The organism is Pseudomonas sp. PAMC 25886, from assembly GCF_000242655.1.
In the GTDB taxonomy this organism is placed as follows: Bacteria; Pseudomonadota; Gammaproteobacteria; order Pseudomonadales; family Pseudomonadaceae; genus Aquipseudomonas.
The window spans coordinates 125,280-138,566 of sequence record NZ_AHHC01000093.1 but is presented as its reverse complement, the minus strand read 5'-3'; the positions used below and the strand labels follow the sequence as shown (position 1 = coordinate 138,566).

At 58.9% G+C, this 13,287-nt stretch carries 19 protein-coding genes; 9 read left to right on the top strand and 10 right to left on the bottom strand.

Going from position 1 to position 13,287, the window contains the following annotated elements:
* Positions 1 to 58 precede the first annotated feature (58 nt).
* Genes MUM_RS0132045 through sctU form a run of 9 tightly spaced genes read left to right on the top strand, consistent with a single transcriptional unit; the run spans position 59 to position 7,016 of the window.
* Entirely contained in the window at positions 59 to 958 is a 900-nt protein-coding gene (locus MUM_RS0132045) for an FHA domain-containing protein (protein ID WP_010177051.1), read from the top strand.
* Positions 955 to 2,313, top strand: a complete 1,359-nt coding sequence (locus MUM_RS0132040; RefSeq protein WP_010177050.1) for a FliI/YscN family ATPase — start codon at positions 955 to 957, stop codon at positions 2,311 to 2,313. The genes MUM_RS0132045 and MUM_RS0132040 overlap by 4 nt, the downstream gene beginning before the upstream one ends.
* Positions 2,300 to 2,728 carry a type III secretion system stalk subunit SctO gene (gene sctO / locus MUM_RS0132035; protein WP_010177049.1) on the top strand — a complete coding sequence of 143 codons (429 nt, stop codon included), beginning with the start codon at positions 2,300 to 2,302 and terminating at the stop codon, positions 2,726 to 2,728. The genes MUM_RS0132040 and sctO overlap by 14 nt, the downstream gene beginning before the upstream one ends.
* Positions 2,725 to 3,183 carry a type III secretion system HrpP C-terminal domain-containing protein gene (locus MUM_RS1000000134860; protein WP_010177048.1) on the top strand — a complete coding sequence of 153 codons (459 nt, stop codon included), beginning with the start codon at positions 2,725 to 2,727 and terminating at the stop codon, positions 3,181 to 3,183. Before sctO ends, MUM_RS1000000134860 begins: the two co-directional genes overlap by 4 nt.
* Positions 3,180 to 4,202, top strand: coding sequence for a FliM/FliN family flagellar motor switch protein (locus MUM_RS0132025; protein WP_010177047.1), 1,023 nt, complete (start codon positions 3,180 to 3,182; stop codon positions 4,200 to 4,202). The genes MUM_RS1000000134860 and MUM_RS0132025 overlap by 4 nt, the downstream gene beginning before the upstream one ends.
* Positions 4,199 to 4,852 carry a type III secretion system export apparatus subunit SctR gene (sctR, locus tag MUM_RS0132020; protein ID WP_010177046.1) on the top strand — a complete coding sequence of 218 codons (654 nt, stop codon included), beginning with the start codon at positions 4,199 to 4,201 and terminating at the stop codon, positions 4,850 to 4,852. Before MUM_RS0132025 ends, sctR begins: the two co-directional genes overlap by 4 nt.
* A 7-nt stretch (positions 4,853 to 4,859) precedes the next feature.
* Positions 4,860 to 5,123: a type III secretion system export apparatus subunit SctS gene (gene sctS, locus MUM_RS0132015; RefSeq protein ID WP_010177045.1), complete on the top strand. Its 264-nt coding sequence runs from the start codon at positions 4,860 to 4,862 to the stop codon at positions 5,121 to 5,123.
* A 10-nt stretch (positions 5,124 to 5,133) separates the two neighbouring features.
* A complete protein-coding gene (sctT, locus tag MUM_RS0132010; RefSeq protein WP_010177044.1) occupies positions 5,134 to 5,922 on the top strand; it encodes a type III secretion system export apparatus subunit SctT in 789 nt (262 codons plus the stop codon).
* Positions 5,919 to 7,016, top strand: a complete 1,098-nt coding sequence (gene sctU / locus MUM_RS0132005) for a type III secretion system export apparatus subunit SctU (protein ID WP_010177043.1) — start codon at positions 5,919 to 5,921, stop codon at positions 7,014 to 7,016. Before sctT ends, sctU begins: the two co-directional genes overlap by 4 nt.
* Here sctU and MUM_RS0132000 read toward each other — a convergent pair.
* The 10 genes from MUM_RS0132000 to MUM_RS1000000134535 form a co-directional block, all read right to left on the bottom strand.
* A complete protein-coding gene (locus MUM_RS0132000; protein WP_010177042.1) occupies positions 7,013 to 7,375 on the bottom strand; it encodes a hypothetical protein in 363 nt (120 codons plus the stop codon). The two genes, sctU and MUM_RS0132000, sit on opposite strands and share 4 nt — an antisense overlap.
* Positions 7,376 to 7,380: 5 nt before the next feature.
* Positions 7,381 to 7,575 carry an HrpT family type III secretion system protein gene (gene hrpT / locus MUM_RS0131995; protein ID WP_010177041.1) on the bottom strand — a complete coding sequence of 65 codons (195 nt, stop codon included), beginning with the start codon at positions 7,573 to 7,575 and terminating at the stop codon, positions 7,381 to 7,383.
* Positions 7,572 to 9,713, bottom strand: coding sequence for a type III secretion system outer membrane ring subunit SctC (gene sctC, locus MUM_RS0131990; protein ID WP_010177040.1), 2,142 nt, complete (start codon positions 9,711 to 9,713; stop codon positions 7,572 to 7,574). Before sctC ends, hrpT begins: the two co-directional genes overlap by 4 nt.
* Positions 9,714 to 9,728: 15 nt before the next feature.
* Positions 9,729 to 10,121, bottom strand: coding sequence for a type III secretion protein (locus tag MUM_RS1000000134540; RefSeq protein WP_158000323.1), 393 nt, complete (start codon positions 10,119 to 10,121; stop codon positions 9,729 to 9,731).
* On the bottom strand, positions 10,122 to 10,340 hold the full coding sequence (locus tag MUM_RS0131980) for a hypothetical protein (protein ID WP_010177038.1): 219 nt from the start codon (positions 10,338 to 10,340) through the stop codon (positions 10,122 to 10,124).
* Positions 10,341 to 10,447: 107 nt separating this feature from the next.
* Positions 10,448 to 11,035, bottom strand: a complete 588-nt coding sequence (gene sctL / locus MUM_RS0131975; protein WP_029616189.1) for a type III secretion system stator protein SctL — start codon at positions 11,033 to 11,035, stop codon at positions 10,448 to 10,450.
* Positions 11,013 to 11,471: a hypothetical protein gene (locus MUM_RS0131970; RefSeq protein ID WP_050543233.1), complete on the bottom strand. Its 459-nt coding sequence runs from the start codon at positions 11,469 to 11,471 to the stop codon at positions 11,013 to 11,015. The genes sctL and MUM_RS0131970 overlap by 23 nt, the downstream gene beginning before the upstream one ends.
* Positions 11,472 to 11,586: 115 nt before the next feature.
* Entirely contained in the window at positions 11,587 to 12,393 is an 807-nt protein-coding gene (sctJ, locus tag MUM_RS0131965) for a type III secretion system inner membrane ring lipoprotein SctJ (RefSeq protein ID WP_010177035.1), read from the bottom strand.
* A gap of 7 nt (positions 12,394 to 12,400) precedes the next feature.
* Positions 12,401 to 12,763, bottom strand: a complete 363-nt coding sequence (locus MUM_RS1000000134485) for a hypothetical protein (protein WP_141629582.1) — start codon at positions 12,761 to 12,763, stop codon at positions 12,401 to 12,403.
* 134 nt (positions 12,764 to 12,897) lie between these two features.
* Positions 12,898 to 13,074, bottom strand: coding sequence for a hypothetical protein (locus MUM_RS1000000134535; protein ID WP_158000322.1), 177 nt, complete (start codon positions 13,072 to 13,074; stop codon positions 12,898 to 12,900).
* Positions 13,075 to 13,287 lie beyond the last annotated feature (213 nt).

Genomic DNA, 13,287 nt, shown 5'->3' with positions numbered 1-13,287 from the left:
CTTGCATCGGACGCTGCTGCGTGGGGCCGGCGGCCTCCCGCGGTAATGAGGCCTGACGATGTTTGAGCTACGCGTACTCGATGGCTTGCACCAGGGGGCGGCGTTGCCGTTGTTCGGCGAGCAGTGGAGCATAGGCGCACACCCTGACGCCGACCTCGCGCTATACGATCCAGGCATTGCCGAGCGCCATGTGCGGCTGCAGTGCATCGAGCAGCGCTGGTCGGTGCAGGCCGAAGAAGGGGTGATGCAGGATGCCACCGGGCTGATCCTGGCACAGATCGCTGACCTGGAGCTTAACGCAACGTTTTCGATTGGCAACGTTCGGCTCTGCATCACCCGCGCCGATCAGCCCTGGCCCCTGGCGCCGGCGCCTGTGCATCAAGCGCCCACGCCGGCGGTCGAGGCGCCCGCCACGCTGAAGCTGTCGTCCATTTCGGGAACGCAGCAGAAACGCTTGATAAGCCTCGTGGTGGTGGTTGCCGTCATCCTCACGGCGCTGGGTATGGTCTCTACCGGGGAACGCAAGGCTCAGGCATCGCTGATGTCACCGGTGATCCGGAAAAACGAGCTGGGTTCGTCTTACGACGTTCGCCAGCAATTGCTGAAGATGCTCAATGAGCGCGAGTTGATCAACCGCATCAGCCTTCAGTTGATCAATGGTCAGGTGCTGCTCGACGGCAATGTTTCCCAGGACGACGTGGAGCTGGTATCGCGCATGCTCAGCCGCTTTGGCGAACAGTTTGATACGGCAGTGCCGGTGATCAGTCGGGTCAAGATGCGTGACTCGACGCTGCCTTTCAAGATTCTGCAGATTGTCGGCGGGCCCAACGGTCACGTGGTTCTGGAACAGGGCAACCGGCTGTTTGTCGGCGATGAAGTGGATGGCTTGCGGCTGGTGCTGATCGATAACACCAAGGTGGTTTTCGACGGCCTGCAACGCTTTGAGGTGCGCTGGTGACCCAGGACCTGCAAGCCCGCCTTGAGGTCTGGGAGCAGCGCCAGTCGAGTGCGCTGGCCAGCTTCGCACCGGTGTCGGTGCGCGGTCGTATCCAGCGGGTGAACGGCATGTTGTTGCAATGCCGTCTGCCTCAGGCGCGCATCGGTGATTTGTGCCAGGTCGAAAAATCCGCCGGCGAATATATGCTGGCCGAGATCATCGGTTTCGACCAGCAGGATGCCGTGCTCAGTGCCCTGGGCAATCTTGAAGGCGTGCGCGTGGGCGCCAGTGTGCAACGGCTGGGTGTACCCCATCGGGTACGGGTCAGCGATGAATTGTTGGGCCAGGTACTCGATGGCTTTGGGCGACCGATTGCGGGTGACGGCCCCAGCGCCTTTGTGGAGGACGACACACCGGAGGCGAGCACTGTGTTGTGCGAGGCGCCGTTGCCTACCGAACGGCCCAGGATCAACCGGGCGCTGTCCACCGGTGTGCGCTCCATCGATGGGCTGATCACGCTCGGAGAAGGGCAGCGTGTCGGCCTGTTCGCGGGTGCCGGCTGTGGCAAGACCACCTTGTTGGCAGAGATCGCGCGTAACGTCGAGTGTGATGTGATCGTGTTCGGGCTGATTGGCGAGCGTGGCCGTGAGCTGCGGGAGTTTCTCGATCATGAGCTGGATGATCAACTGCGGGCCAAGGCGGTACTGGTATGTGCAACCTCCGATCGCTCAAGCATGGAGCGCGCCCGCGCGGCCTTCACCGCGACCGCGCTGGCCGAGGGATTCCGGCGCAAGGGCAAGCGGGTATTACTGCTGATTGACTCCTTGACCCGATTTGCCCGGGCCCAGCGTGAAATCGGCTTGGCCGCCGGTGAGCCCCTGGGGCGTGGCGGCTTGCCTCCGTCGGTCTACAGCCTGATGCCCCGCCTGGTGGAACGGGCCGGCTTGACCCGCGACGGCGTCATCACCGCCATCTATACCGTACTGATCGAGCAGGACTCGATGAATGACCCGGTGGCGGATGAAGTCCGCTCACTGCTCGATGGCCATATCGTGTTGTCCCGTAAGCTGGCCGAGCGTGGCCATTACCCGGCGGTTGACGTTTTGGCCAGCCTTTCGCGGATTCTGAGCAACGTCGCGTCGCCCGAGCATATCCAGGCCGGCACGGCCTTGCGCCGCTTGTTGTCGGCCTACCAGCAGATCGAGCTGATGCTCAAGCTGGGTGAGTACCAGCCCGGCAGTGATGCCCTGACCGACCTGGCGGTGGACAGCCGCCAGGCGGTCGACGGGTTTCTGCGCCAGGACCTGCGAGAGCCCGCACCGATGGCGATGACCCTGGACCAACTGATGGAGTTGACCACCAATGTCCCTTTCTGAAATCGATACCTTGCGGCGTTTGCGCAAACATCGCGCCGACCGGGCCGAGCGCGCGTTGCGTGCAGCCAAAAGGCAACAGCAAGCGCTGCTGGTGCAAATCGGACAGGCCGCAGAGGCCCTTGAACAAACCCGGTTGGACGAAGCCCGCAAGACCGCCGAGCTGTTGGGCAAGCATCAAGGCCAGGTGATTTCGTTCGGCGAACTCAAGTCCTGGAATACCGAGGAGCGCACGTTGTCCGCCGACACCCGCCGCGAAGAAGGACAGTTACACGACCTGCACGGACAGCGCGACGAGCAGTTGACCCACATCGACAGCGCGCAGAAGCACGTTACCCAGTGCTTGCGTGAGGTTGAAAAACTCCAGGAGTTATCCCTTTTGTTGGTACAGGAAGACACGGCGCAGGAAGAAATATGACGCAGGTCCCAGTGAGCAAGCCTGAGCGTCCGCCTTTGCGTGAACCACGGGATGAGCGTGAAGCCGGCCCGGGGGCGATCGTGCCATGGGAGCACGGGCGGTTATTTGCCCAGATATTTGGCAATGATGATGAGGGGGGCGGTTACGGCTCTTCCCTGCCGGGAGCCCCCGCGTCAACGCAGGCCGCGATGATCGCGGCCATGACCGAGCAGTTGGCACCGCGGATAAACGCCGCTGTTCAGTGGCCTTTGCAGGCCGTGCTTTACCTGCCGCGTTTGGGGCGGATCAACGCCAGTGTGCGCCGCGAGCAGGGTGCCTGGAACGTTGAACTGGATGCGGAGGAAGAGCGCACTGCGCGCTGGCTGCCTGGCGTGCGTCAGCACCTTGAGGACGGGCTGGCCGGTGCGTTGTCGCAGCCAGTCAAGGTGCACCTGGTCTATGTGGACCCGGCATGATCATGCCGGTTTTAACCTTGCCGGTGGTCAGCGGCGCCAACGTCGCAGCGCGGCGCAGGCTGGGTCGCGGCTTGCGCATGGCGTTTCAGGTCGCGGGGCAGGGCGGGGAGTTGTTGATGGAGCCGGGCCGCGCCCCGGCAGGTGTCAAGCCGCTGTTTTTCGAGAGCGCCTGCGGGGTGCTGGCGTTCGCCGAACCCGGGCCGCTGTTCAGCCTGCTGGGGGAGTGCCCAGTGACGCTGGCCGAGGCTGGCAACGATCCGGACTCATGGTTCTGGGAGTTGTTCCAGCACCACCTGAGCCCGCAGGTGCGCGCGCTGTTCGGCTTCCTGCGGTTGCTGCCGCTGCCCCGGAAAATGAACTTCGGTTGTCGCTTCACGGTGACGTTGGGACCGTCCCGTGTCGTGGGTTATCTGTGGCTGACGCCAGAGAGCTTGCTGGCACTGTGCGAGGCCGGTCCCTGGCAGCCGATTGCGGGACCCTTGCCGGCTTCGTTCCAGTTGGCAGTGGCGGTGACCCTGGGCCGCTTGACGTTACCCATCACCCAATTGCGCGGCGTACGTGCCGGTGACGTGGTGATGCTTGAGCAGCCATTTTTCGATGTGCAGGGTAATGGTCGCTTGCACGTGGGCAAGCACCGGCTGCACGGATGTATTGATGATGAATCCGGGCCGTTGTGCCTGACGCTTGTTTCAATCGAGGAAACGTCTGTGGACGAGGATTTTGCAACACAGGATTACTCAGGGGATGCAGGGTCTGAGTTGGATGAACCGGTAGTGGATGTCTTTGGCCACGAGCCGTTTGACGAGTTGAGCATGGCGCTGAATGTGCGGTGTGGAACCCTTGCCTTGACCCTGGGAGAGCTGCGCAACCTCGCCCCCGGTGCGGTGTTGGGCATCGCCGGGTACGCGCCCGGCATGGCCGGGCTCTATTACGGCGACCGTCCCATCGGCCAGGGGCAGTTGGTCGAGGTGGACGGGCGACTCGGGTTGCAGTTGTCTCGCGTGATCTTTTCCCGATGATTCTCCAGGGGCTTGACCCCCTTGTCCTTGCTGTTTTCCTCGGCGCATTGTCGTTGATGCCGATGCTGTTGATCATCTGCACGTCCTTTTTGAAGATCGTGATTGTGCTGATGATCACCCGCAACGCCATCGGCGTGCAGCAGGTGCCGCCGAGCATGGCCATCAACGGAATAGCGCTGGCCGCAACACTGTTCATCATGGCGCCCGTGGGCTACCAGATTGCCCAGAACGTCAAGGCATCGCCCGTGGACATGAGTAGCGTCCAGACGCTTCTGGAAACAGGGCAGGAGGCCATACAGCCGTTGCGCGCGTTCATGCTGCGCAACACCGACGCCGATGTATTGACCCACCTGCTGGAAAACAGTGCGCGCATGTGGCCGCCCGAAATGGCGCAGAGCACTCAGCGGGAAGACTTGGTCCTGCTGGTCCCGGCCTTTGTGCTGTCGCAACTGCAGGCGGGGTTCGAGATTGGCTTCCTGATCTACATTCCGTTCATCGTCATCGACCTGATCGTGTCCAACCTGCTGTTGGCCCTCGGCATGCAGATGGTCTCGCCCATGACCATTTCCCTGCCCCTCAAACTGCTGTTGTTCGTGATGGTGTCCGGGTGGTCGCGGTTGCTCGACAGCCTGTTCCTTTCCTACCTCTGAGTGCCCTATGGAACCGATCGTGCTGTTCAAGCAGGGCATGTTGTTGGTGGTGGTGTTGTCGGCGCCTCCGCTGATCGTGGCGGTGATCGTCGGCGTGTTGACGTCCCTGGTGCAGGCCCTGATGCAGATACAGGACCAGACGCTGCCCTTCGGCATCAAACTGGTGGCGGTGGGCATTACGCTGGTATTGACCGGCCGCTGGATCGGCCTGGAGTTGATCCAGCTGATCAACCTGATGTTCGACATGATTGCCCGTTCGGCATTGAACTGAGGGACTGCGCGTGCTGCTTTATCTTGAATATCTGCCCAGCCTGCTGGTGGCCATGGCGCGCATTTATCCTGTCGCGATTCTGGTGCCGGCGTTTTGTTTCCAGCACATAAAAGGCATGCTTCGGCACGTCATCGTGATGGTCATGGCGCTGATCCCGGCGCCCGGTATTCATGCTGTACTGGCAGGCCAGGATTACTCCGCGCTGATGATCAGCGGCCTGGTACTCAAGGAAGCTGCCCTGGGTTTTTTGCTGGGGACCCTGTTGGCCATGCCGTTCTGGATGTTCGAGTCGGTGGGCGCGCTGCTGGATAACCAGCGTGGGGCATTGGCGGGTGGCCAACTCAACCCTTCGCTGGGCCCGGACGCCACGCCCATCGGCCACCTGTTCAAACAGTTGGTGATTTACTTACTGATCGCAGTCCTGGGGTTGAGCGTGTTGACCCAGGTAATCTGGGACAGCTACCTGATCTGGCCGGCGACCGCCTGGGTGCCGCTGCCGGCGGTCAATGGCTTCAGTGTTTTCCTCGGCGTGTTGGGCGACACCTTTACCCACATGATGCTGTACGCCGCGCCGTTTATCGCGGTGCTGCTGTTTCTGGAATTTGGCTTCGCGGTGTTGGGCCTGTACAGCCCGCAGCTGCAAGTCTCGACTTTGGCAACGCCGATCAAGAGCCTCGCCGGGCTGGGAATCCTGTTGCTGTACTTTCCACTGTTGCAGGATTTGATCGTCACCCGCATGGCACAGTTGGCAGACCTCAAACACGCCATTGGCCTGATGTTTCAGGGCGCTGCACCATGAGTGATTCGGGGGAGAAAAAACACGCCGCCACCCCCAAGAAGCTCAAGGATCAGCGCAAGAAAGGCCAGGTCGCCCAAAGCCAGGACGTCGGCAAGTTATTGGTGCTGACCGCCTTGAGTGAAATCGCCCTGTTCACCGCTGAAACCAGCATGCAGCGTCTCCAGCAATTGATGATGCTGGCGATGTCGGGCATTGGCCGGCCCTTTGTGCGTGCCCTGGAGGAAGTGCTGTTGGAGGGCCTGGTGATGTTTTTCTCGTTCGCCCTGTTGATGGCGGGGGTAGCCATTGCTGTGAAGTTGATCAGCGGTTGGTTGCAGTTCGGGTTCCTGTTCGCACCGGAAAGCTTGAAGCCGAACTTTAGCCGTCTTAACCCTTTGAGCCAGGTCAAGCAGATGTTTTCCGCACAGTCGGTGATGAACCTCTTGATGGGGCTGGGCAAGGCGCTGCTGCTGACCCTGGTGTTGTATGTGGTGATCGGGCCGTCGTTGGCGGCGTTGATCAACCTGGCCACGAGCGACCTGCAGAGCTATATCCTGGCGCTGATCACCTTGTTCCGGCATTTGCTGCACGCCACCCTTGGGTTGCTGCTGGTGCTGGCGCTGATTGACATGACGTTGCAAAAACACTTCTTCGCCAAGCGCATGCGCATGACCCAGGTGGAGGTGATGAAGGAATACAAGGACATGGAAGGCGACCCACACGTCAAGGGCCAGCGGCGTCAACTGGCTTATCAATTGGCCCAGGAAGAGCCGAAGGTCAAGCTGCCCAAGCTTGAAGAGTCCGACATGCTGGTGGTCAACCCCACGCACTTTGCCGTCGCGCTGTACTACCGGCCGGGTAAAACGCCGCTGCCGCTGCTGGTGGATAAAGGCACGGATGCCGAGGCCCGTAAACTGATTGACCGGGCCAAGGCAGCCGATGTACCGGTGATCCAGTGTGTGTGGCTGGCGCGCATGCTGTACGAGAAAAAGCTCGGGGCGAACATTCCTCGGGAGGCGTTGCAGGCCGTGGCGTTCATCTACCGCACCCTGCGTGAACTCGATGATGAGGCCAAGCGCGAAACGCTGGAATTGCCGGAGCTTGAGCGGCGTTAGCGGTGGCGGTGTACGTCCAGCGCTTCCAGGTTAGCCAGTGAAAGCAACTTGCTGATGATGTCATCCGCCGCCTCTTCACCCGCCGTCAGCGCGTGCCAGATCACCAGGGCGCCTTTGGCATCGAGGTAGACAAAGCAGCCATCGAACGCCAGCGCTTGTTCAAAACGCCGCTCCAGTAGCTGCTCCAACTGTCCGGCTTTCAGCGCACCACGGTCGACCTGCAACGCCAGCCCAGGGTTGCCGCCGGCTTTTATTCGGCACACGCCTATGCCCGGGCAGAGGGACAGGTGGGCGTCCTTGCCGCCCACCAGGTCATCCAGGAATACCTGGCGATGCGAAGCATGGTTGGGCAGTCCCATGGCGCTCAACGTTCCAGCGATATCGTTTGATAGTCCGAGCGCTCGCCGGCAGGGCCGGGTTCTACGCGCATTTGCGGTGGCCACCAGACCACCAGCTTGTCGGCGCCCGATTGCGGGCGTGAGCAGGAGTCGCCCTTGCACGTCGGCGTGCAACCAACGATAAGCAGGGTAATGCCTAGGAGGGTGAGTAGCCGTTTCATTGCGCGGTCTTCCTGGTAGGGGTGAGCAGGGAGGGACGGGGCACACCGATGTGTTCATCTTTGACCACGGGGCGCATGGCGATGAATACCTCGGCTTCTTCCCCCGGCTTGAGCCAGGCACGTGGCCAGACGCTCACGGCAAGGGTCTGCGAATTACTGCATTCTTTTTCATCAATGCGCACGTTGCGATTGAACTGGTTGCGCAGCACCACCACTGCCACGTTGAACTGTGGGCCGGAATACCATTGGCTGCGCTCGGTATTCATCGCCAGCAGCTCACGGGTGGAACACAGCGTATCGATGCCCAGGGGCATCGGCGCGGCCTTGAAGGCGGTAGGCACATGGCCGGTGACGAGATGCGCCAGGGTGCTGGTGATGTCGCTGCGCTTGATCACTGGCGCGTGTTCGGCATAGCGCCGGGCCAAGGGTTTGAGTGCGGCCTGCAACTCCTCCTGATCAGCCTGGGGCAGGTAACGTGAGGGATCGGCCTGGTCACCGATTACCCTCGGCGTCAGGATGAACAGCCGTTCACGGCGATTGTTCTGGCGTTCGGTGGAGGAAAACAACGTTTTGCCAAGTAACGGGATGTCCCCCAGCAAAGGGATCTTACTGTGCTTGTCGGCGCTTTCGGTGACATGGAAGCCACCGACCACCAGCGAACGTTTTTCCGCCATCACCGCTTGGGTACTGACCTTGCCGCGGCGTACATCCGGGCCGATGCGCTCGGGGTTGGACTCATCGAAGTTACCGTCCTCGATGTCCACCACCAGATGGATCTGGTGAGTGCCGCGGGTGGTGATCACCCTGGGTACCACCTGGAAACTGGTGCCTACGGTGATGGGCAGGATGGTTGCGTTCTCGGAGCCGGCAGTCAGGTACTGCGTGCGGTTGAAGTCGATCACCGCTGGTTGGTTTTCCAGGGTGAGCACCGACGGGTTGGACACCATGGTCGCCAGGCCACGTTGCTCCAGGGCGCGTACATCGGCATAGAAACGATCGCGATTTTCGATCGACAGTTGTGAAGAGGTCCCGGGTGCCATGTTGACACCGCCACGGAAACGACTGTTTTGGAAGCCCCAGTTGACGCCGAACTCGCGCAATTGAGTGCGCTCGATATCAAGGATGATCGCGTCGATCTCCACCAGCTTTCGCGCCACGTCGAGTTGGGCGATCAGCTCGCGGTACATCGCATGCCGTTCCGGCAGATCATAGATCAGGATGGCGTTGTTGCGCATGTCGGCTTCGACGCGGATTTTGCTTGTCGGCACCGGTGCCCGGGGCGTGAGCGACATGCCGTTGTCCAACTGCCCCGGGTTTATTGCCGGGCCGAGCATTTGCCCCAGCATCGGGTTGTTCAAGCGGGGAAAGGTGGGGGTTATAGGGGAGGGTTGTGAGTGGGCGGCAGGGCGCGGGCTCATCCCCGAAAGCGTCGAGGCGGTGCGAGGTTCCAGCAATCCTCTCAGCATGCTGGCAACCCCGGGGATGGTGAGGTTTTCGCCGCGATAATCAATCTGACGATCCGCCGCGTTGGCGAACTTCAGTGGATAGCTGAGCACGCTTTGCTTTTCATCCGGCGACTTGCGCTGGCTGCTGAATTGCTTGATTTGTTCAATATAGCGCTTAGGGCCAGAAACCAGTACGACGCCGTCTTCCGGTAATTCACCCCAGCCAAAACGGCTATCGAGCAGGCCGATATCGGTCAGTGCCTGCTTCAGGTCGGCGATGGTTTCGGAAGAAACTTCCAGGCGTGCCGATTCCTGTTGGTCCAGGGTGCTGATGTACAGCGTGTTGTTGTACAGGTACCACTGGAAACGGTGCTCTACGCCGAGCCTGTCCAGCAACGACTGTGGGGTATTGGCGCGTATCTTGCCGTTGACGGTACCTTCAAGGAGGCCATCGATTTGCAGTTGGGTACCGAAGGTCTGGGCGAAGTCCTCCAGTACATCCCGCAGGGGCTTATGCTCGGCCTCATAGGCGTAGGCAGTGTTTTTCCATTCGACAGGGACGGCGGCCAGGGTGCTTTCCAGGGGCGCCAACAACCAGGGCATGAGGATCAGGTAGCGCCAACGGGCTGGCTTTATGGCGGCGGCAGGCGAATTGACGCGCAAGCGGATGTGCTTGTCGATCTTGTTAGGCATGGAGAATTCTCTGTTTTAGTGACGCAGCGACCGAAGCGAAGTAGGAGTGAGTTTCCGGGCTGGGCTGGCAAGGTGCTCAACCATGCCCCGCCAGGTATCACGCTGGTTGAGCAGGGTTTCGAGTTCGCCGAGCAGGTGGGGCAGGGCACAGTCGCCAGGGAGTTTTTGAAGCAGCCAGAGATGGCCAGTTATTGCTTCTTGCGCCAAAGCTCCCTGGAAATGCCTCAGACTTTCTTGTCCAAGGCGCATCCACGCCTCCAAGGTTTTTTTGTCGACCCGATAGTGGGTCAGTTGAATACTGATCAAAAAAGCTTGTTGGTCGCGCCGCACGTTGATTTCGTCATTATCTTCAAACAACGAGATCAGCGGTTCGCTGCTACTCAACCAACGAACGAGTAACGCTTCCACTCACTGTATGCCTTCGATAACGGTCTTGGCTGTTTCGCTCATGTAATTGGTGTAGGTTGAGCTGGCCGATAAAGTGGCCGCGAGGAAGAGTTTTTCGTCATTCATTGCCGCCATGGCTTCGTCGTCGTTCAATCCGTCGCGTTCTATCTTTTCAAAGCGCTTTTGCGAATTTTCCAGTTGCCTGTAGAGATTCGCTTGCAGGCGATAATCAAAGCTCATTGGTTTTGCTCCAGAGGATGTTACGTTCTGTGTGGCTCGACGCGTGATTCCAGTTCCACGGGTATTTCGTTAAATGTCAGCGCTCGTTGAACCGTGGCCCCTCCGTGTTATTGGGTTGAACTCGACGTGCCGGAGCTCGATAAGGTTTCCACCATCGAGTCCCAGTCGATCCGAAATCCACCTTCGGCCGTTTCCAGAATGAGCATTTGAGGTGCGATGTTCTCCTCTGCGCGCAGGATCCAGGGAAGGTCTGTGTGTCTGCTCAGCCACTGGTCTACGTTTTTACGGTCCAATGGATTGCAGAGCAAAGTGGCTTCGATTCGCGGGACTTGGGTGGCCAGTAATTGTTTAAGCAGGGCGCTTAGGCGTTGGGGGGGAACTGTTTCCTGCAGCAGGCTCCGAATGGCCAGACTGGTGATGGAGGCGGCAATGGGTTCAATGTTGTCGCAGATGGCCTGGCGCTCAATCTCCCAGCGTTGCAGCTGAGTGTTGGCGCGTTCCCAGAACTCACGGCAGGCATTTGCGTACAGTATTTCGCGCTGCTCTTCGGCCTGGCATAGTAGTTCGCGCGCCTCGGCTTTGGCGCGAATAAGTAATGTGCCCGCCTGAGCACTGTCGATAAGCATTTCTCGGGCAATCAGGGTTTGTGGTAGGTCTTGGCCTTTGTTCAGCTCAATTTTGCGTCGGCATAACATGCAGATTGTTTGCTCCCGATTCGGGCCACGCGTGATCATTCGTAATGGCGGTAGCTCGCCAGATGACTGCTCGCCACAAAGTGTCCAGCCGACCATGGCTGTCGGGCAGGTGGGAGTATTTCTCCAGGTTGACTACCCGTTGATGCGCAAAGCCAATTCGTAGGCGTTGCCATACCGCAGGCTCAACCCAGGCGCGCAGGTACTGCAGAGGGTCCTCTATTTTCAGCATCAGTGAGTCGGGAGGGAGCGCTTTGGCAAGGCGCTGACACCAGAGGTATTCATCCTCCTCCAGTAAGTGGTCGCGTACAGGCTGGCAGACACTGCCGATCAGCGTCAGCATGCGGTCGCGCTGTTGTGGGGAGGCCTGCACCAGATGCAGCAAGGCAGGGGAGGGTGAAGGTGGCAGGCAGGGGCGGATAGCCAAGGCGGTGCTCACTCGTCCATGCCGGCTGCGACATAGATCGGTCGAGGCGATATATGGGCCGAGGACCTCCCAGTCACACTCTGGCGTTTCCCACGGACGGGCCCACCATCGAACCCACGCCAGCTGATCACTCATGAACAGGCGGGTTTAGTGGTGCACGAGCCGGTACGACAGATGAGTCGTGTTGTCGATTCATCCCCCGTTTGCGCCAGATAATCGCGCCAACCCCCGCAAGCGTCATTATCATGAGGAGTACCGTAAGACTCATCCGCCAGAAACCGAGATCGTTATCTTGAACCAGGAACGGACCAAAATAGGTCAGGCGTTGCTGCTCCAGATACGGCGCGGCGGGAACAAAGACTACGGTTAGTTTTTGAGTGTTTTCTACAGCGGCTGCCATGCCGGGGATACTACTGGCCACCATCCTGCGCACTCGGGGGCGGATATTGTCAGGCTCAAGTCGTGGATCATGTTTGATGAAGACCGAGGCTGATGCCGGTTGTACGGGTTCACCCGGCGCAACCCGTTCGGGAAGGACGACATGGACTCGAGCGACGATGACCCCGTCGATGTTCGACAAGGTTGCCTCCAGCTCCTGAGACAATGCATAGATATAGCGGGCACGTTCTTCCAGCGGTGTTGAGATAACGCCTTCTTTGCGAAAGATATCACCTAGGGTCGACCGGGCCAGTTTTGGCAGGCCAGCGGCTTCGAGGGTTCGGACCGCCCTGCTAATGTCCGACGCGTTGACGCGCACAACGACACCGTCTTTGGTTGGCACTTTTTGGGCCCGGATTTGTTTATCCGCGAGTTCCGCAACAACCTCATTAGCCTCCTGTTCCGACAGTCGGCTATGGAGTTCTACTTTTTCACCGCAACCGGCCAGCAGCAATGCTAATGATAAAACTAATGGGGTGGTGATCCAGCGGAGCATGACTTACCTACTGCAGGTTGGTTATTTTCTCGCAACATTGCACGGTTTTGCTGATTACCTTGACTGACATGGACAGCTGCCGATGAGCGTCTGAAAGTGACTTGGCAATTTGATGCATCTCCGCTGATTTTTTATTAATGCTCAGGTCACGCAAACCTTTGGTCGCACGTTTTGATAGCGTCGTTAAATGAGAAGACTGTTCGGATAGCGCATTCGTACCGACGATTGAGTTTTGGCCACCCGGGGAAGGCGCGCGATCAACCAGGCTGGCCTGGAAAAAATTCATGTCGGAAGCAGAGGTATTAATACCTGGCGACTTATCGGCTCGTGAAACCAGGTGGTCTGTGAAATTGTCAGCGAGCACACGCATGTAGGCCTCCGGCAAGACGCTATTAACGTTCTTGTTGGGTTGGGAGAGATGTTGGTTTTTTTTTTCGACTGTTCAGCATGCGGCATGCGAGTAAACAGGTTGCTTCCTCTATGTTTAATAGAGGAAGCAAAGGTTTAAAACCTTAGTTTGTTTATGTTTTCGAGTTCTTTTGTCAATATTTCATTTTTAACCTCTTCTATTTTTAGTCGACGCATTTCAGCTTTTTTTGCCGCGTCAATGTCGGAATTGTCGCCGCCACCGAAACCGCTGGAGCCGGAGCTAGGCGGAGTGTTAACACCGATAGAACTCATAACATCACCTCTGGGTTGCTTGATTTAAATTGTGTGTTTGCTTTTAAGCGCTGATGCTTAGCCAGAAACATAGATCCATCGCTGCCTGTCAGGTATTTGAATCAAACACATGGCAACACCGTTTGAGGGTGGCTCGATCGGCGACATTGATGATCATGTAGATGGCCTTTCCTTGAGTGGCCAAATCAAGAGTTCAGTTCCAGAAAAAAATGC